The organism is Mesorhizobium sp. B2-3-12 (assembly GCF_006442205.1).
Lineage (GTDB): Bacteria > Pseudomonadota > Alphaproteobacteria > Rhizobiales > Rhizobiaceae > Mesorhizobium.
Map to the genome: position 1 here is coordinate 295036 of NZ_VFVR01000006.1, position 18826 is coordinate 313861.

16 protein-coding genes are annotated in these 18826 nt (G+C 63.4%); 6 read left to right on the forward strand and 10 right to left on the reverse strand.

Annotation, left to right across the window (positions count from 1 at the left end):
- The first annotated feature begins 86 nt into the window (after positions 1-86).
- Positions 87-536, forward strand: coding sequence for a nucleoside deaminase (locus FJ948_RS19270; protein WP_140707114.1), 450 nt, complete (start codon positions 87-89; stop codon positions 534-536).
- Between the two features lie 37 nt (positions 537-573).
- Here FJ948_RS19270 and FJ948_RS19275 read toward each other — a convergent pair whose 3' ends face one another.
- The 3 genes from FJ948_RS19275 to FJ948_RS19285 form a co-directional block, all read right to left on the reverse strand.
- Positions 574-1245, reverse strand: a complete 672-nt coding sequence (locus FJ948_RS19275) for a hypothetical protein (RefSeq protein ID WP_140707115.1) — start codon at positions 1243-1245, stop codon at positions 574-576.
- Positions 1246-1488: 243 nt separating this feature from the next.
- A complete protein-coding gene (ileS, locus tag FJ948_RS19280) occupies positions 1489-4473 on the reverse strand; it encodes an isoleucine--tRNA ligase (RefSeq protein WP_140707117.1) in 2985 nt (994 codons plus the stop codon).
- Between the two features lie 299 nt (positions 4474-4772).
- A complete protein-coding gene (locus FJ948_RS19285; protein WP_140707119.1) occupies positions 4773-5585 on the reverse strand; it encodes a MipA/OmpV family protein in 813 nt (270 codons plus the stop codon).
- A gap of 200 nt (positions 5586-5785) precedes the next feature.
- On the opposite strand from FJ948_RS19285, the gene FJ948_RS19290 reads away from it, so the two are divergent.
- Positions 5786-6340: an HdeD family acid-resistance protein gene (locus FJ948_RS19290; protein WP_140707121.1), complete on the forward strand. Its 555-nt coding sequence runs from the start codon at positions 5786-5788 to the stop codon at positions 6338-6340.
- A 1-nt stretch (position 6341) separates the two neighbouring features.
- Here the strand turns inward: FJ948_RS19290 and FJ948_RS19295 are convergent, their stop codons facing one another.
- Together FJ948_RS19295 and FJ948_RS19300 are read right to left on the reverse strand one after the other, a co-directional pair.
- Positions 6342-7322, reverse strand: coding sequence for a bifunctional riboflavin kinase/FAD synthetase (locus FJ948_RS19295; RefSeq protein WP_140707316.1), 981 nt, complete (start codon positions 7320-7322; stop codon positions 6342-6344).
- A gap of 6 nt (positions 7323-7328) precedes the next feature.
- Positions 7329-8189 carry a TIGR01459 family HAD-type hydrolase gene (locus tag FJ948_RS19300; protein ID WP_140707123.1) on the reverse strand — a complete coding sequence of 287 codons (861 nt, stop codon included), beginning with the start codon at positions 8187-8189 and terminating at the stop codon, positions 7329-7331.
- Positions 8190-8449: 260 nt separating this feature from the next.
- Between FJ948_RS19300 and FJ948_RS19305 the strand changes: the two genes are divergently transcribed.
- Positions 8450-10435, forward strand: coding sequence for a TadE/TadG family type IV pilus assembly protein (locus tag FJ948_RS19305; protein ID WP_181173718.1), 1986 nt, complete (start codon positions 8450-8452; stop codon positions 10433-10435).
- 125 nt (positions 10436-10560) lie between these two features.
- Complete coding sequence (locus FJ948_RS19310) at positions 10561-11193, forward strand: LysE family translocator (protein ID WP_140707125.1); 633 nt, start codon at positions 10561-10563, stop codon at positions 11191-11193.
- 4 nt (positions 11194-11197) lie between these two features.
- On the opposite strand, the gene FJ948_RS19315 is transcribed toward FJ948_RS19310, so the two are convergent.
- Positions 11198-12022, reverse strand: coding sequence for a DUF2189 domain-containing protein (locus FJ948_RS19315; RefSeq protein WP_140707127.1), 825 nt, complete (start codon positions 12020-12022; stop codon positions 11198-11200).
- 273 nt (positions 12023-12295) lie between these two features.
- On the opposite strand from FJ948_RS19315, the gene FJ948_RS19320 reads away from it, so the two are divergent.
- The gene (locus FJ948_RS19320; RefSeq protein ID WP_140707320.1) at positions 12296-13519 is read left to right on the forward strand and encodes a TadE/TadG family type IV pilus assembly protein; all 1224 of its coding nucleotides are present in this window, start codon (positions 12296-12298) and stop codon (positions 13517-13519) included.
- Positions 13520-13598: 79 nt separating this feature from the next.
- On the forward strand, positions 13599-14114 hold the full coding sequence (locus FJ948_RS19325; protein ID WP_140707129.1) for a CAP domain-containing protein: 516 nt from the start codon (positions 13599-13601) through the stop codon (positions 14112-14114).
- 19 nt (positions 14115-14133) lie between these two features.
- On the opposite strand, the gene FJ948_RS19330 is transcribed toward FJ948_RS19325, so the two are convergent.
- The 4 genes from FJ948_RS19330 to FJ948_RS19345 all read right to left on the reverse strand — a co-directional run bounded on the left by FJ948_RS19330 (position 14134) and on the right by FJ948_RS19345 (position 18724).
- On the reverse strand, positions 14134-15111 hold the full coding sequence (locus FJ948_RS19330) for a 2OG-Fe(II) oxygenase family protein (RefSeq protein ID WP_140707131.1): 978 nt from the start codon (positions 15109-15111) through the stop codon (positions 14134-14136).
- 117 nt (positions 15112-15228) lie between these two features.
- Positions 15229-16761: a DHA2 family efflux MFS transporter permease subunit gene (locus FJ948_RS19335; protein WP_140707133.1), complete on the reverse strand. Its 1533-nt coding sequence runs from the start codon at positions 16759-16761 to the stop codon at positions 15229-15231.
- 308 nt (positions 16762-17069) lie between these two features.
- On the reverse strand, positions 17070-18248 hold the full coding sequence (locus FJ948_RS19340; protein WP_140707135.1) for an HlyD family secretion protein: 1179 nt from the start codon (positions 18246-18248) through the stop codon (positions 17070-17072).
- Positions 18245-18724 carry a MarR family transcriptional regulator gene (locus FJ948_RS19345; RefSeq protein ID WP_140707137.1) on the reverse strand — a complete coding sequence of 160 codons (480 nt, stop codon included), beginning with the start codon at positions 18722-18724 and terminating at the stop codon, positions 18245-18247. Before FJ948_RS19345 ends, FJ948_RS19340 begins: the two co-directional genes overlap by 4 nt.
- Positions 18725-18826 lie beyond the last annotated feature (102 nt).

Consider the following 18826-nt stretch of genomic DNA (forward strand, 5'->3'; position numbering starts at 1 on the left):
CGAAAATCGAGTCCGATTTTCAGGTTGATGCGCTCCATAACAGGATCACCGCCGGGTGGCGAGGATATAATGGGAAGACAGATCGCTTGAAGAAGCCGGATTTCATGGCCCTGGCTCTGCAGGAGGCCGAAGCAGCGGCCTCGCGCGGCGAAGTGCCGGTCGGCGCTGTCATCGTCAATGGCGGCACGGTCGTTGCCAGCGCCGGGAACCGCACGCGCGAGCTTGCCGACCCGACGGCGCACGCCGAAATGCTGGTGATCCGCGAAGCCTGCGGCAAACTCTCGAGCGAGCGGCTCATCGGCCACGATCTCTATGTGACATTGGAACCTTGCGCCATGTGCGCCGGGGCGATCTCCTTCGCCAGGCTGCGCCGTCTCTATTTCGGTGCTGGCGACGAAAAGGGCGGCGCCGTGGTCAACGGCGTGCGCTTCTTCGCTTCCTCGACCTGCCACCACACGCCCGATGTCTATCCGGGCATGGCCGAGACCGAGGCGGGCCTGCTGCTGAAGGATTTTTTCAGAGGACGTCGAGACTGAGCCAAGCCCGCCGCAAGACCAAGCGGCGCGACCGTTTTTACCGCAACCAGTCGAACCAGCCGCCCTTCTTGCCCTCGGCCTTTGCCTTGAGGGCGCGTTCTTTCTTGTATTCGTCCTCGCCAAGTTCGTTCTGCGGTGCGGCATCGGAGGCGACACGGTAGGCCAATGGCGGCTCGCTGAGGTATTTGCGCGTGTTCGGATCGCCCTGCTTGCTGTCGGCAAGGCGGCGCTGGATCTCGGCGGCGCGGCCCTTGTCGGAATCGGCGGGTTTCCACGCCGGCGGGTGGCTGGATCCTGATTCCTCCATCGCCCTTTTCACAGAAGCCGGATCCGTCTGCACGTCGTCGACGATCTCCGACTGGTAGGCCGGGTCATTCTGGTGGGCAGTGGCGTCGGCGCGCAGGCGCGCGCGGCGCTGCTCGGGCGATTCGGGCCAGCCGGCGTTTGCCGTCTGAATGCTTTCCTGCGGGGCAGGCAGCGCTTCCTTCTGGCCAGGTGCAGGCTTCACCAAGGTAGGACGCGGCTTGTAGTCGATCGGGTCCCTGCGCTTCGGCGCGAAGGAGACAGCGCCTGTCAGATCGCCGGCCAGTTGTTCGGCGGCGGTCTTGTCGGTGCCATAGGTCGGAGAGCCCATGCAGCCCGATAGAGCGAGGCCCGATGCGACAAGCGGCGCCAGCAGCGCAAGGCGCGCGTTATATCTTTCGGTCATGCCAAAAAGTCCCACTCTAGACAGCCTCTCGATCGCACCGGCTTTGTGTCCGGTCCCCATCGTGCAAGCACTTGCGACGGAAATCCGGCGACAATTTGTCTTCCGGAGTTTCGCGTGTTTACCTCAACCACTCGTTAAGGGCAACGCGCGGGCGGATTTGCACCGCCCGGCGTGGCATTCGTGCACTATTGATTGGTGCATGCCATTGTCCCAAAACCGCTATGCACTTTTGGGCGACATGCATCAGACCCTTCCCAGCGCCTTCAACTCGTGCAGCACCGCGGCATCACGGGCCGAGACATCCGGGAACTCCGGATCCTGCCCGACATCGGCCGTATAGCGCCAGGAACGCGCGCATTTGACCAGACCGCGATCCTCTGCTTTCTCCACCACCACGGCGACGCCCTTGACGTCGTCGAGGGCAAAGGCGGTTTGCGGCGCCTGGCCATGGGCAATGACGAGATCGCTGGTGATCGCCATCTCGGCCATGTCGACGTCCGATATCGCCGCTTCGAGCGCCGCATCGTTGATCGTCACCACCGGTACGGCCTCCAGTGAGGAGCCGATGACCTTCCGGGCACGCGCGATCTCGAGCGCGCCGGTGACGACGCGACGCACCTGCCTGACCTTGCGCCATTTCTCCGCCAGCGCCTCGTTCTTCCAATCCGCCGGGATGAGCGGGAACTGGTCGAGATGCACCGAGACGGCATCGGGGTGACGGTCGAGCCATGCCTCTTCCATGGTGAAGGGCAGCATCGGCGCCAGCCATTTCACCAGGCAGTCGAAGAGGTGGCGCACCACCTGGACCGACGCCTTGCGCTTCACGCTCGACGGGCCGTCGCAGTAGAGCGCGTCCTTGCGGATGTCGAAATAGAAGGCCGACAGCTCGACCACCATGAAGTCCAGCAACGCGCGCGTGATGCGCTTGAACTCGAAGGCGTCGTAGCCCTGGCGGACCACCTCGTCCAGCTCCGCCAACCGGTGCAGCATCAGCCGCTCCAGCTCCGGCATCGCCTCCAACGGCACATCCTCGCCATCGTCGTGAGCGAGCGTGCCCAGCATCCAGCGGATGGTGTTGCGCAGCTTGCGATAGGCGTCGATGTTGGTCTGCAGCACGTTCTTGCCGAGCCGCTGGTCTTCCCAATAGTCGGTCGTCACCACCCAGAGCCGCAGGATATCGGCGCCGGATTGCTTGATGACGTCCTGTGGCACGACCGTATTGCCGAGCGATTTCGACATCTTGCGGCCATCCTCGTCCATGGTGAAGCCATGGGTGACGACAGTGTCGTAAGGTGCCCTGCCCCTGGTGCCGCAGCTTTCGAGCAGCGAGGAATGGAACCAGCCGCGATGCTGGTCGGAACCTTCGAGATAGACGTCGGCCGGCCACTTCAGGTCGGGCCGGTCCTCCAGCGTGAAGACATGGGTCGAGCCCGAATCGAACCAGACGTCCAGAATATCCATCACCTGCCGCCATTTGGAGGCGTCGTGGTTGCCGAGGAAGCGTTCCTTGGCACCAGGCGCGAACCAGGCGTCGGCGCCTTCCGTCTCGAAGGCGTCCATGATGCGCTGGTTGACCGCCTCGTCCTTCAGCACATTGCCGTCCTCGTCGGCGAAGACGGCGATCGGCACGCCCCAGGCGCGTTGGCGCGACAGCACCCAGTCGGGGCGCTCCTCGATCATGGCGCGGATGCGGTTCTGGCCGGCCGCCGGCACGAAACGCGTGTCGTCGATCGCCTTCAGCGCGCGGCTGCGCAGCGTGGTGCCGTCGCCGAGGTCCTTGTCCATGTAGACGAACCATTGCGGCGTGTTGCGGAAGATGACCGGCTTCTTCGAACGCCATGAATGGGGATAGCTGTGCTTCAGCCGGCCGCGCGCGAACAGCGCGTTGCGCTTGATCAGTTCGTCGATGACCGCCTGGTTGGCGTTGCCCTTCTTGCCATTGTCGTCGATGACGCGCGCAGCCCCACCCTCGCGGTCCGGACCGAAGCCCGGCGCGTCCTTGGTGAAGAAGCCGGCATCGTCGACGGTGAACGGGATTTCGGTGTCGATACCGCGTTGGCGCAGCGCGGGCGCGGCGTCCATCCACGCATCAAAGTCCTCGCGGCCATGGCCGGGGGCGGTGTGCACGAAGCCGGTGCCGGCATCGTCGGTGACATGGTCGCCCGCGATCATCGGCACCGGGAATTCATAGCCGCCACCGAGCCCCTTGAAGGGATGCGAAAGCACAAGATTTCCAAGCTGTTCGGCGCTGATGCCGTGAAGGCGGTTCAAGGTGACCTTGGCCTTGGCCTGGCTTTCCTCGGCCAGCGCATCGGCAAAGATCAGCTTCTCGCCTGGCTGCGGGCCAAACGCATTCTCGGCCGCCGTCACCTCGTAGAGGCCATAGGCGACGCGCGGCGAATAGCTGACGGCGCGGTTGCCCGGGATGGTCCATGGCGTCGTCGTCCAGATGACGACATGGGCATCGAGCAGGTCAAGCGAGCGTCCGCTCAAGTCCGGATCGAGTTCCGCCGGCTGGCCGTCCACGACGCTGGCGACAGCGAGATTGGCCACCGGAAACTTCGCCCAGATCGTGTCGGACTCGTAATCCTGGTACTCGATCTCGGCCTCGGCGAGCGCCGTGCGCTCGACGACGCTCCACATCACCGGCTTCGAACCGCGGTAGAGCTGGCCGGACATGGCGAATTTCAGCAATTCGCCGGCGATGCGCGACTCGGCGTGGAAGGCCATGGTCGTGTAAGGGTTCTTGAAGTCGCCGATGACGCCGAGCCGCTGGAACTCGCCACCCTGTACCGAGATCCAGTGCGCGGCGAACTCCCGGCATTCCTTGCGGAATTCGTTGACCGGCACCTCGTCCTTGTTCTTGCCCTTGGCACGGTACTGCTCCTCGATCTTCCATTCGATCGGCAGGCCGTGACAGTCCCAGCCAGGCACATAGTTCGAGTCATAGCCGCGCATCTGGAACGAGCGGGTGATGACGTCCTTGAGGATCTTGTTCAGCGCGTGGCCGATATGGATGTTGCCGTTGGCGTAGGGCGGGCCGTCATGCAGCACGTATTTCGTGCGCCCCGCCGCGCTCTCGCGCAGCTTGCGGTAGAGGTCCATGTCCTGCCAGCGCTTGACCAGCACCGGCTCCTTCTCGGGCAGGCCGGCGCGCATCGGAAACTCCGTCCGCGGCAGGTAAAGGGTCTTGGAATAGTCGATCGTTGATTGGTTCTGGTCGGTCATTGATCTGCCATGTGCATGCCGGGCCACGTGGCTTGCGGCTTGGAATTCTACTTTACACGCATGCCGTTCCCCAAAAACGGGCCCACTCCTGGGCGGCACGCCTTGATGATCTGGCCTTGATGATCTGGAAAAGCGCGAGAGGCCGCGCGCAACAGTCCCGGCTGCTCCAACAGCCTTCAGGCTGCCGGGAACACCGGGCTGGTAATTCGTATCGTCGGCGCGTGGAGGCGCGAAAAGCTCGTCATTGCTGGGCTTTTAGCGGAGAAGAGCGCAGGAATAAAGCGTCTCGTTCGATTCACTTACATCTTGAAGTCGAAGCGATAGGTGGTCGACACGCCGACCATGAACTGGTTGCGGTCGCCGCGCTCCTTGACCAGGCTGGAATCGGCGGCCGGACCCTCGAGGCGGGAATATTCGCCAAACAGGCTGGCGGTCATCGGGTCGGTCACCTTCCAGGTCACGGCGCCGCCGAGGCCGACGGATTTGAGGCCGCCGCCGGGATTGTACTGGCTCAGGCCGGAGGCCACGGCTTCCTGCGCGTCGACGCCATAATAGGCATCGAAATAGTTCGCCGAGGCAAAAGACACGCGCGGGCCACCCGAAATCCTGACAGTTGGCGTCACGTCGTAGAAGGCATCGGCGGCGATGTCGGCGACAAAGCCATTATGGGCACGGATGCCATGCCGCAATTCGGCCCGCGCGCGCATCCAGTCCGTCGGATAGAATTCGAAGAAGCCGCCGACCTCGCCGCCCCAGCGCACCGGGTCGAGCCCCTTGAGTTCGTCGGCATCGCCGTCGTCGCGCGAGAACAGGAACTTGCCGGTCAGGCCGGCGCGGACGCCGCCGTCGTCGATGAGCGCCAGCGAAATATTGTCGTTGCGCGACGTGAAACGCGCTTGGGGACCGGCCTTGCCGAGCGAAATGATGGGCTGGGCGCTCAGCATGTACTTCTTGCCGCCCTCGAAATTGGGCGCCACGAGGCCGGTCGCGCCGACCGTCAGATACCAGTCGCCGGATAGCCAGCCGAAAGCGCCGTCGCCGGCCTCGGCCGCGCCCGACGTCGCCAGCACGACAGTGGCCACGGCTAAAGAAATCTTTCCGACCTGACTCATGGTCACTCCACTAACACGATACAACCGTCCTGCGATGACAGCTTTGACGAGGCTTTGGTAAAATTTGATTTAAGGGCGAGACATCCGGCTCGAATTGCTGCCAACGGGACTTGCGCCATCGCCCCAGCGGCCGGCTGGACGCGGGTCGGCACCAAGCGTAACCTCGCGGCATCGCGGCGGTCTTCAACGGAGGTGGCGACATGACCTTGCACGGCGATGCACTGGAGAACGCGATCGGCAAGACGCGGGACAAATGGGGATGGTTCGTCGGCCTCGGCGTGTTGCTGCTGATCCTCGGCGGCATCGCCTTCGGCAATCTGTTCATCGCCACGGTGGCTTCCGTCTATGTCGTGGGGTGGCTGATGCTGGTGGCCGGCATCATCGAGATCATGCATGCTTTCGGGGTCAAGACCTGGGGACGCTTCTTCTACTGGCTGCTCAGCGGACTGCTTTATGCGGCCGCCGGTTTTTTCGCGTTCGACAATCCGCTGCTGGCCTCGGCGGTGCTGACCTTCCTGCTGGCCGTCGCGCTCGTCGCTTCCGGCGCGCTGCGGGCCTGGGTCGGCTACAGCCATCGTCCCGAGCGCGGCTGGGGCTGGATCGTCGCGGCGGGCGTCATCAGCGTGCTTGCGGGCCTGATCATTGCCATGGGCTGGCCGGTCAACAGCCTTTGGGTGCTCGGACTGTTCCTCGCGATCGACCTGATCTTCCAGGGCTGGACCTTTATCGCCGTCGGTTTGGCCCTGAAGAAGTAGCTCAGAACGCCACGGATGCGTCGAGGCCGGACAGCGGCTTGACGCCGCCCAGCAGGGCGCGGGCCTCGACTTCATCGCGCTTCATCTGCACGACCAGTGCGTCGAGCCCGTCGAACTTGATCTCGCTGCGCAGGAAGCCGAAGAACGAGACCTCGCAAGTCTCGCCATAGAGATCACCGGAAAAATCGAAGACGAAGGTTTCCAGGAGCGGCGCGCCATGGTCGTCGACGGTCGGCCGCCGGCCAAAGCTGGCGACGCCGTCGTGCAGCGTACCGTCGGCGCGCCGGAAGCGTACCGCGTAAATACCTTCCTTGAGCGTGGCTGCCGCCGGAAGCCTCATGTTGGCGGTGGGAAAGCCGAGCGTTCGCCCGAGCTGCTGGCCGCCGACAACCTCGCTTTCCACCGTGAAGCGATAGCCGAGCAGACCGGCGGCCTCGGCCACCTCGCCCTCGCAAAGCAGGGCACGGATGCGGCTCGACGAAACCACTTCGGCGCCTTCGTCGCGAAAGGCGTCGACGAGGGTGACACCGAAGCCATGGCGCTCGCCCGCGGCCATCAGATAGGCCGGCCCGCCCTGGCGGTCCTTGCCGAAATGGAAATCGAAACCGGTCACGGCGTGGGTGATGCCAAGCGTCCTTTCCAGCACGTCGGTGACGAAGGCTTCCGCCGACAGCGAGGCGAAGTCGCGCGTGAAAGGTTGCTCGACCAGCGCGGCAAAACCCAGCAGCGACAGGAGCCGCGCCTTCATCTGCGGCGGCGTCAGCACGAAAAGTGGCAGGTCGGGCTTGAAAACCGTTCGCGGGTGCGGTTCGAAGGTCAGCACCAGCGCCGGCACGCCACGCCGCTCGGCCTCGGCCAAGGCGCGTTCGAGCACGGCCTGATGGCCACGGTGGACGCCATCGAAATTACCGATCGCCACGACGCCGCCTCGCAGATCGGCGGGCAGCGGCGCGGTTGTCGTAAGATGCTGGAACGCGACCATCGCCACCTACCGCAGCCTTGCGATGACGGCCACCGGACGATAGCCGTGCCGCTCCAGGAAGAGCCCGAGCCTTGCCGGATCCGGCCGGGACGGGTCGCCATAGTCGCGGGCATGGATGCCGCCGGAGACATAGAGGACGTCGAAACCATTGTCGGCCGCGCCCTTCACGTCGGTCATCATGCCATCGCCGATCGCCAGTATTCGCGAACGCTCGACCGGCCGGCCGAGGATCTCGGCCACCTCCTTCATCGCGACCTCGTAGATCGGCGCATAGGGTTTTCCGGCGATCAGCGTGCGACCGCCGAACTGCGCGTAGTCGCGCGCGAGCGCGCCGGCGCACCAGATGATCCGCTCGCCGCGTTCCACCATGATATCGGGATTGGCGCAGATGAACGGCAGGTTCCTGGCGCGCAAGCGGCGCAGCAGGTCGGCATAGTCCTCGGGTTTTTCGACCTCGTCGTCGAACAGCCCGGTGCACACGACGCCGGCGGCCTCGAACTCCTCGACAAGTTCGACATCGAGGCCATCATAAAGGGTCAAATCGCGGTCGGCGCCGATGTGGAAGATTTTGCGTGGACCCTCCGCGATCAGGTCACGGGTCACGTCGCCGGAGGTCACCACACGGTCATAGGCCGACGGCGGAACGCCGATCACGCTCATCTGCGCCACGACATCGGCGCTGCGGCGCGGCGAATTGGTGATCAGAACGACAGGAATGCCGGCCGCCCTCGCCGCCGCCAGCGCGGCCGCGGCCGCCGGAAAATGCCATTCGCCATTGTGCACCACGCCCCAGACATCGCAAAGAATTGCCGAATAAGCTTTCGACACGTCTTCGAGCGAGCCGACGATTTCAGGCGAATCCGCCATGCCGTTTCCTTCAGTTTGATCGTTGCGGGTGCGGCGGCCGACGGTTCGCCGCAGCCGGTTCGAATTATCCGAACCGGCCCATGCTGTCACCAGCTTTCGCCGCATCGGCACGAATTGCGGCGCAAGCCGCGGCCTTTGATTGGTTAGCGGTTGGTGAAGCGCCAACCAGGCAATCGAGCGGTTTCCCCAACTCGTCCTTCAGCGTTTTGTGGAAAGCTGGCGTAGACCGGAGAATCCGCCGGCGGGGGCCGCTGCAAGACATGTTTGAAATCTGCCGTCAGTTCGGCCGCGACAGGCGCGGCAACTATGCTCTCATGACGGTGGTGGCGATGGTGCCACTGATGGGCGGCCTGGCGATCGCTGTCGACTACACGGAAATGAACCGTGAGAAGCAGATGGTGATGAACGCGCTCGACGCGGCCAACTTCGCCACGGCCCGCCGACTGACGGAAGGTGCGACCGACGACCAGTTGAGGGCGTATGCGCTCGACTTCTTCAATGCCAATCTGAACGATATCGACCCCGCCAGCACGACACTCAACGTCACCTTGCCCAGCAACACCACCGGCGGTGGCCTGCTCACCATGACCGCCCAGCTCAACTACAAACCCTATTTTTATCCTGCCTTCGCCCAGCTCACCGGCAAGTCGGCGACCGATGCGAACCAGAGGCTCAGCTTCGACGTCATCTCGCAGGTGCGGCTGAAGAACACGCTGGAAGTTGCCCTGGTGCTCGACAATTCCGGATCGATGACCACACTCGGCACGGGCTCGGGACAAAAGCGCATCGATCTTCTCAAGACGGCTTCAAAGCAGCTCGTCGACACGCTGGCCCAGCAGGCGATCATGATCAAGCAGGTCGACAAGCCGGTGCAATTCGGCCTCGTGCCTTTTGGCGCCTCGGTCAATGTCGGCCCCGCGAACAGCAACGCGTCATGGATGGACACCGAAGGGCTTTCGCCGATCTCGAACGAGAATTTCGACTGGTCGACGCTGAACGCCGCCGACAAATACGCCCAGCAGGCTAACGGTATCTGGTACAAGCGTGGCACTGGTTGGGGAACCGCGGAAGGCCAGATGCTGACCCGGTTTTCGCTCTACCATGACATGCAGGTCGTGACGAACCACGAACGGGTCGTCAACAGCAAGCGCGTCGTTTGTGTCGAATACTATTCGAACAATACCTGCAAGCGCAGCTATGACGCGTATGATTATGTGGACACCTATGGCCCGTTCGCCAGTTGGCAGGGCTGCGTCGAGGCACGGCCCTATCCTTACAACGTCAACGACACCGCGCCATCGGGCGGTTCGGCAAACACCGGCATCGGCGTCGGCGATCCGGCGACGATGTTCGTGCCGATGTTCGCGCCGGACGAACCCGGCAACCACTGGAAGGTAACGCAAGACCCCAAGGAGGCGACACCCACGACCTATGGCGCCGTCAACAGCTGGTGGAACGACGATCCATCGAGCAGCAGCGGCCAATCCCAGCTGCGCAACATGGCCAAGTATTTCCAGCCGCGGCCGATCGATGCGCCGGCACTGCCCGCCGGGAACGGGCCAAATTACAGCTGTACCACCAACCCGATCACGCCGCTGACCGATGTCAGCACCGCCGACGGGCTCACCTCGATCAAGGCGGCGATCGACCTGATGCAGCCCAGTGGCGGCACCAACGTTCCCGAGGGCATGGCCTGGGGCTGGCGGGTGGTCTCGAGCGGAGAGCCGTTCACCCAGGGGCGCCCGGAAACGGAAAGGGGCAACGACAAGGTGGTGATCGTGCTGACCGACGGTGCCAACACCTATTATACACCATCCTCGCTGGGCTATTCCGACCCCGCCAATTCGAAATCGACCTATGCGTCCTTCGGCTACCTCAACCCCGGCTACAACGGCACCTCGGTCGGGCGCCTGTTCATGGGCACATCGAGCGCCATCGGTCAGTTCGACTACTCGAACGGCACCTATACGAGCGCGCTTAACGAACAGATGGCCACGCTCTGCAACAACGCCAAGGCGGCCAACATCATGGTGATGACGGTGGCACTCGACCTGTCGACGACCAAGGCCAGCGACCAGCTGGCGATCGATGCGCTGAAATCCTGCTCGTCGAATTCGCGCTTCCGCAAGGACGCGACGGATCCGAGCAAACCGGCAAAGCTGTTCTGGAACGCGACCGGCGCCAGCCTGGCAAACGATTTCAAGGAAATCGGCAACGAATTGTCGAACCTGCGGGTGGTCGGCTAACCCGAGATCGTTCCTCTGGCGCAACGCCTGGCGCCGTCAAGCCCTTGCAGACGCTCGTCGTGACAGGCACAGATTGGCCGCTCGCATGATCTCTCATCCATCGCGGCGCGCTGGGGATCCAACCAATGCCCGACACCGCCAACCATCTCGCCTTCGCGCTGGTCTGCCTCGGCATGGTGCTGACGCCAGGCCCCAACATGATCTACCTGATCTCGCGCTCGCTGTCGCAAGGGCCGAAGGCCGGACTGATCTCGCTTGGCGGCGTCGCGGTCGGCTTCCTGTTCTACGTACTGTCGGCCGCCTTCGGCATCACCGCGCTGCTGATCGCGGTCCCCTACGCCTACGACGTGTTGCGCTTTGCCGGCGTGCTCTATCTCCTGTGGCTGGCCTGGCAGGCCGTGAAACCGGGCGGGCGCTCGCCCTTCCAGGTGCGCGACCTGCCGAAGGACCGACCGCGCAAGCTGTTCGCCATGGGTTTGATGACCAATCTGCTCAACCCCAAGGTGGCCGTCCTCTATCTGTCGCTGCTGCCGCAGTTCATCAGCATCGAGAAAGGCCATGTCCTGTCGCAACTCCTGGTGCTGGGGGCGACGCAGATATCGATCAGCCTCACCGTCAATGCCGTCATCGCGCTGACCGCCGGCTCGATCGCCACCTTCCTCGCCGGACGACCGCTATGGCTGGTGATCCAGCGCTGGATGATGGGAAGCGTGCTGACGGCGCTGGCGCTGAAGATGGCGACCGACGCCCAGCGCTGAGTCGTCACATCGGCCGGCGCGGAGGCCTGATCTGGGCCGGCTCGACCACCTTGCGGTAGAGATGCCAGGTGGCGTGGCCAAGGATCGGCATGACGACGGCCAGTCCGGCAAACAGCGGGATCGAGCCGACCACCAGAAGGGCCGCGACGATGAGGCCCCAGAGCGCCATCTGCAGCGGATTTGCCATGACCGCGCGCGCCGAGGTCTCTATGGCCGAAACGGCCCCGACATCGCGATCGAGCAAAAGCGGGAAGGCAACGACCGTGGTCGCCAGCACCACCACGGCGAAGACCAGGCCGGCGGCGTTGCCGAGAAGGATCAGGGTCCAGCCCTTGCCGGTCGTCAGCACGTCGCGCAGGAAGGCCCCGACCGAAGCCGGCGGCTCGCCGCCGAAAAGGCTGGTGTAGATCGACTGCGCCGTGAACAGCCACAACAGGAACAGCGCGAACAGCATGATGCCGATGACCGCTATCGAAGGCAGCGCCGATGAATGGCGAACGTCGAGCGCATGGCGCCAGTTGGTGTTCATGCCGAGCTCGCGCCGGCGGCTGATCTCATAGAGCCCGATCGCGGCGAACGGGCCGACCAGGGCAAAGCCCGACATCAGCGGATAGACGAGCTGGATGGCGTTGGAACCCGACGTCCACTGCGTCAGGATCAGCCCGACGATCGGATAGATCAGGCACAAGAACACGTAATGCGAGGGCCTGGCCCAAAAATCCTCGGCGCCAAGCCTGAGCGCGTCCCAGAGGTCCGATGTGGAAATACGGCGAACCGCGGGTTGCACATGCATCCCGTACGCGTCCGCCATGACATGAAAACCGGCCATAACCTTCCTCCCGTGTGTCGGGGCGGTCACCGCCTGGATGGCCGCCTTTAGCTGCCACTGAAAGAGCAAGCGTGACGATAGCAGATCTGGCGGCAATTGTCGCTACGTCAATGGCGGTAATCAGTCCGACTATCGCCTCCGGCCGGCGGTAGCAGAGCGTTCGTTTGGCGAACCATGATCTTCATTTTAGAAGTTGTGCATTTTAGCGATTGCTTAAATTACTCGGAGAGACCCCGTGTCGTATTGGTTGAGCCTACAACATGGCGAGGGGCAATGTTCACGTTGAAGGACTTCTGGCCTTCGGAGCGCGGCAATTTTGCCGTGGCGACCGCCATAGCGATGCTGCCGATCATGGTTGTCGTGGCCGGCACCATGGACGTGACGGGCACGAGCGACGACGCGGCGCAATTGCAGAACTCGCTGGACGCGGCTGGGCTTGCCGTCGGCACACAGTACCTCCCCAGCATGACCGCGGGTGATGTCCAGGCGCTTGGGCTGACATTCTTCGCGGCCAATCTGAGCGTCGCCGACCAGCAGGAATATTCAGACAGCGTCGCCGCGTTTTCGGCAAGCGCCAGCGGCGACCCGAGCGCCTATTACATCTCGCTTGCGTCCAGCATCAACCGTCCGAGCTTCATCAACGGCGCGGCCCCTTGGCCGGCCCACCGCTCGGCCACGGTCAAGATGAACCCCGGTGCGCAGGCCTGCGTGCTGGCGCTCGATCCGCATGCGTCGGCCGCCATAAGTCTGCAGGGCTCGACCAGTGTCTCCATGAGCAACTGCGTGATCGCGGCGAACTCGGACGATTCCAGTGCCGTCAGCAGAGGCGGTTCCGCGCAGGTCTCGGCCGGCTGCGTCTCGACCGTCGGCGGCACTTCCGGGATTTCGCCGCCCAGCGCCAATCTCGCCTGCGGAACTCCGCTCGAACACCAATATGCGTCTTTCGACCCCCTGGCGGACGTTGTCCCTCCCGCCTACTCGTTGTGCCTGCCGGTCCCGAACGGCAAAACCTACACGCTGTCGCCCGGAACCTATTGCGACAAGACGTTGTCGGGAAACATCACGCTCAATCCGGGCGTCTATATCATGCGCGGCGTGAGCATAAAACCGGGCGGCAACGGCAGCCTGACCGGTCAAGGCGTGACCATATTCCTGATGGAGGGGGCGCAGATCATCATAAATGCCAATGAAAAGGTGAACCTTTCCCCGCCCACAAGTGGCCCCTATGCGGGCATCACCATTTTCGAGAACCATGGCAACACATCAGCCTTGACGCTGAACGGCGGCGCGAATTCCGTGATAAGCGGGTTCGTCTATGCGCCTGACGCTGCCGTCACCTTTGCAGGCAACTCGGATATGAGCGGTCAGGGCGACTGTTTGAGGCTTGTTGGCCTGACGGTGCAAATGACAGGAAACTCGTCCATCAAAACCGACTGCTCGGCCGTGTTTGGAGATCGCGAGATGTATGCCGGCCGCTATATCACGCTTGTGAAATAAGCGGCTAACCGCCATTTCGATCTCGGATTTTCATCGCCCTGCCCGGCAAAAGCCATGATCGCGGCTATCTCAGGCAGGCATGACCACTTCAAGACTCGAAAACGACCAGATCGCGAAGCTGAACAGGCGCACCTGGCTGAAGGCAGCCGGCCTCGCGGTTCTCGCCACACTCGCCGCATGCGGCACCGTTTCGCTGCCGACCGGGCAAGGTGCTGGTGTCTCGTCCTCCGCCACGGCCACTTTGGCCGGCTTGCGTGCCACGGCCGGGCGCGGCCCGCTGACACCCGACGCGCAACTCGAGCAGGCCGCTTTGCAACAGGCCGGCTACATGGCCTCGCGCGAGCGCATGAGCCACACCACCGGCTGGGGCAAGGATTTCGCCTCGCGCATGAAGGACAATGGCGTACGAGGTGCGGCGGCCGAGAACATCGCCGAAGGCCGTTTCGATCAGCAGAAGCTGTTCGACATCTGGATGCATTCGCAGGGCCACCGGCGCAACATACTCGACCCGGACTTCAGCCGCTTCGGCCTCGCTTATGTGCGCGACGGCCGCGACCCGAACCTGCGCTATTGGGCCCTGGTGCTCGGGAAATAGGATCCCCACCTATTTCGGCCTATTTCGTCGTCGCCTTGAATTTCGCCATCAGGTAGGGACCGGAGCGCACGGGGCCATATTTCGGCGCTTCGCCATCGGCAAGGCATGCATCCAAAACCTTGATCTCGGCATCCCAGTTCGGCTGGTGGAAGAAAGCCATGGACTGGCGCCGATCCCGCCCGCCCGCTTCTGGATTGACGACACGGTGCACGGTGGACACCCAGCGGTCATTGGTCCAGCGCGCCATCAGGTCGCCGATATTGATGACAAAGGCGCCTGGGATCGGCGGCACCTCGGTCCATTCTCCGTCCGGGGTGATGATTTGCAGTCCCCGCGACCCGGCCTGCGGCAGCAGGATGGTCAGGCTGCCATAGTCGGTGTGAGCGCCGGCGCGGATTTGGCCGGGCTTTGGCGCGGCATGCTGCTCGGGATAGTTCAGTGCCCTCAACGCACTGATCGGCGCATCGAGATAGCTGTCGAAATAGGTCTCGGGCAGGCCAAGCGCGGTGGCGAAGACGCGCATGATGCGCAGCGCCAGATCCTCCAGGGCGGCATAATAGGCTTTCCAGGCGTCGACGAACCCGTCCGGCGCTTCAGGCCAGATCGTCTCGGCATAGCAGAAGGCGAGCGCCTCGGGATCGGACATGCCCGGTGGTACGCCGAGCGGGCCGCCATTGAAGCTTTCCTTGAGGTCCGGCGGCGTGTCGACATTGCGGGATTTGGCCAGCGCTTCGAGTTCTGGGCCGAGATAGCCGTAAGGATAGCCCTTGTAGGGCGCCTTGGACCGCTGCTTCTGTTCCGGCGGCAGGTCGAAGAAGGCGCGTGCCTTGGTCCAGGCGGCATCGATCACCGCTTGCGAAATGCCATGGTTCTTGATCGCCAGGAAGCCGGTGCCGCGGCAGATGCGGTCGACCTCGGTGCCCAGCGCCGCCTTCTCCGTGGCGCTCGCTTTCTCGAATTGGCCGAGATCGAAGACCGGAAATGTCGCGTTCTGCATCGTCCTGGCACTCGTCCGTCAACTGGCGAAACGATGCCGGCTCGCCCGACAACCGGCTAGGACCACCCGATGCGGCGGTATGGTCCATATCAGCGCAGGCGATCTGCCTGCGTCGGCCTAATCCATATGCGCTGCAGGCGCCCCGCCGGCCGGCGCCGTTTTCGGCTTGCGCAGCAGGAAGACAAACGGGATGGCGGCCAGCGTCATCATCATCAGTATTTTGAAGTCGTTGACGTAGGAGATCATCATCGCCTGGACATTGACCATGCGGTCGACCTGCGACAGTGCCGTCGGATCGCCGCCAGCTGCCGCTGGCGAGACCGCCCACAGATTGGGATTGAACGGGTTGATGAAGGTGGAAAGCTCGGCGTGGTTGATCTGCGTGTTGCGCACCAGAAGCACCGTCACGACAGATACGCCGATCGACGAGCCAAGGTTACGCACCAGGCTGAACAACGAGGTCGCATCGGTGCGGTAGCGGGCGTCGAGCGTGGCGAAGGCAACAGTCGACAGCGGCACGAACACCATGCCCATGCCCAGCCCCTGGATCACGCCGGAGCTGAGGATCAGCCAGTTGTCCATCTGCGGCGAAAAGCTGGCCATGGTGTAGAGCGACTGCGCGGTCAGGAGAAAGCCGAAGACGACGAGAATTCTGGCGTCGATCCTGCTCATGAGCCGCCCGACGACGAGCATCGAAATCATCGTGCCGACGCCGCGCGGCCCGATGACGATGCCGATGGTGACGGTGGGGTAGCCGAAGATGGTCGACAGCATCGGCGGCAGCAGCGACATGGAAGCCAGGATCAGCACGCCCATGACGAAAATGAACGCCAGCCCGGTGACGAAGTTGCGGTCGAGGAAAATCTTCGGATCGATGAAAGGATGCTCCGATGTCACCGTGTGAATGATGAACACCCAGAAGCCGGTGATCGAAAGGCCAAGTTCTATCCAGATCTCGACCGAGGAAAACCAGTCGACCTCGCCGCCGCGATCGAGCATCAGCTGCAGGGCGCCGACGCCGAGCGATATCATGGCAAAGCCGAAGAAATCGAAGCTGCGCACCCGCCGGGCAACGGCCGGCAGATAGGCGACCATGCCAAGCAAGGCGACGATGCCGACCGGCAGGTTGATGAAGAACACCCAGCGCCAGTTGAAATTCTCGGTCAGCCAGCCGCCGAGTGTGGGGCCGAGGATCGGTCCCAGCATGATGCCGGCGCCCCATATGGCCATGGCCTGGCCATGGCGTTCCTTCGGATTGATGTCGAGCAGGAAGGTCTGCGACAGCGGCACGATCGCGGCGCCGAACACGCCTTGCATCAGCCGGAAAAACACGATGCTTTCCAGGCTCCACGCCAGGCCACACAACATCGAGAAGATGGTGAAGCCGACCACCGCCATCAGGAACAGTTCCTTGCGGCCGAAACGGTCGGCGAGCCAGCCGGTGACAGGCGTCATGATGGCCGCGGCGACGATGTAGGAGGTCAGCACCCAGTTGATGTTGTCGGGCGAGGCGCCGAGATCGCCAGTCATGGTTGGCAACGCGACGTTGGCGATGGTGGTGTCGAGCGCCTGCATCACCGTCGCCAGCATGAGCGCGACCGTGATCAGGCCACGATGCGGCACTTCTTTGAAGGGTTCGGACGTGCTCATGGCGTAGAACTTCCAGAAAACAACAGAAACGTGTAGAACGGGTTTCCGGGCGGCTATGCCTTCCGTCGAGAGACCTTCGTCGCGGTGGGACGCGATTATCGATGTGGGGGTTACATCGACTGAAAGTCTCTGATGAGCGGATGCCTGCCGCCCGGAAACCTGAGGACCGACGGGTCCGTGCCGAAGATTTCAGATTTTGGACAGCTGCCACGCGGCGCGGCCCAAATGCTGATTTTCGCCACCCCTCCCATCAGACCAATCCTGCAACTCGTTTCCAACCCGCCTGGTCCCCGCGGGCTTCCCTTGACTTACCGCGCGGGCTCGCCAGCCGTGGCGTGGCCGAAGATCGACGGCCAGCCGCGGGCCACGCCCGTATCGACGGTAACCGAAGCACTCATACCGGTACGCAGCGCCATCTTGGCGTCGGGATCGGTCAGTTCCAGACGCACCGGGATGCGTTGGGTAACCTTGACCCAGTTGCCGGTGGCGTTCTGGGCGGGCAGCAGCGAGAAGTCCGCGCCGGTGCCGGCACCGATAGCCTTGACCGTCGCTTCGAATGTCCTGCCCGGATAGGTATCGACCACGATTTCCGCCTTCTGGCCCGGCTGCATGTTGGTGAGCTGGGTTTCCTTGAAATTGGCGTCGATCCAGGTGTCGCCGGTCTCGACCAGCGCGAACAACGGTGTGCCGGAGCCGACATACTGGCCGACCTTGAAGGACGCGGCCTGATAGACGACACCATCGGCGGGCGCCTTCACCGTGGTCTGTGCCAGGTCGTAGGCTGCCTTGTCGCGCGCGGCGAGCGCCGACATCACGGTCGGGTGCCTGTCGGTTTCGATATCGGGATTGCCGCCGAGTGCCGCCTTGGCGCTGATGATGCCTTGTTCCGCAACAGCCAGTTGCTGCCTGGCCTTGTCGAGATCGTTCTTGGCCTGATCCAGCGACGACTTGGCGTTGATGCCCTTCTGGGCAAGATCGGCGGCGCGATCGAATTGCGACTGGGCATAATCGACCTCGCTGGCATCGGACTTCCGCTGCGACAGCGCCTGGCTATAGGCAGCACGCAACTGCTCGACATTGAGGCGGGCGGTGGCGACCGCGGCGTCGGCCTGGGCGAGCGCGATCCGGTAGGGCTCGGGGTCGATGGCGAACAGGAGATCGCCCTGCTTGACCGTCTGGTTGTCCGATATGGCGACCTGGACAATGCGGCCGGCCGTATCGGAGGCAATCGACACCTTGGCCTGCTGCAGATTGGCGTTCTCGGTCTCCTGGTAGCGACCGCCCGTGACCCAGACATAGCCGCCGCCGATGATCAATGCCGCCGGCAAGGCAACCATCAGCAACAGGCGGCCGATGCGGCGCTTCTTCTTCGGCGCCGGGACCGGCTGCACGGGGGGAGCTACCGCGACCGGGGCGACCGCCGGCTGGGCCGGCGCTTCCATCTCGACCTTGGGAGCGTTTTCTTCCACCTTGGCTACCGCGTTCATGCTGCCGCACCTTCCGCACTCTTGATCTTTTCAAGCGACGAAGCTTCTCCGTCCGTCAGATTCCGGACGATTACATCCAGCGCCCGGATCAGGACGCGCCGGTCTTCCGGCGAAACGCCGCTGAGCGATTCCTCATAGACTTCGCCAGCAAGGCTCTTGACGTCCGCATAGGCCGCGTTCGCCTTCTCGGTCGGGAAGATCATGCGCACGCGCCGGTCGGTCGCGTCGGAACGGCGTTCGATCCAGCCGCCCTCTTCCATCCGGTCGACCAGGCGCGAGACGCTGATCGGCTCGATTTCGAGCAGTTCGGCGAGCCGCGCCTGCGCAACGCCCGCCTCCTTGGCGACGCGCACCAGAAGCCGCCATTGCGCCGAAGACAGGCCGAGCCCGCTGGCGCGCGCTTCAAAGCGCTTGCGCATCAGGCGCTGCACGTCGTGGATCAAAAATCCCAATCTGTCGATGCCATCTGAAACCATGAGCGATATATATAATAAGCGTGCTTACTATTCAAGATACCATAGCGCGATGAAAGCCGGCAAAAATCCGCAGGACAGCCGCGCAACGCGATCCTGGTTAGC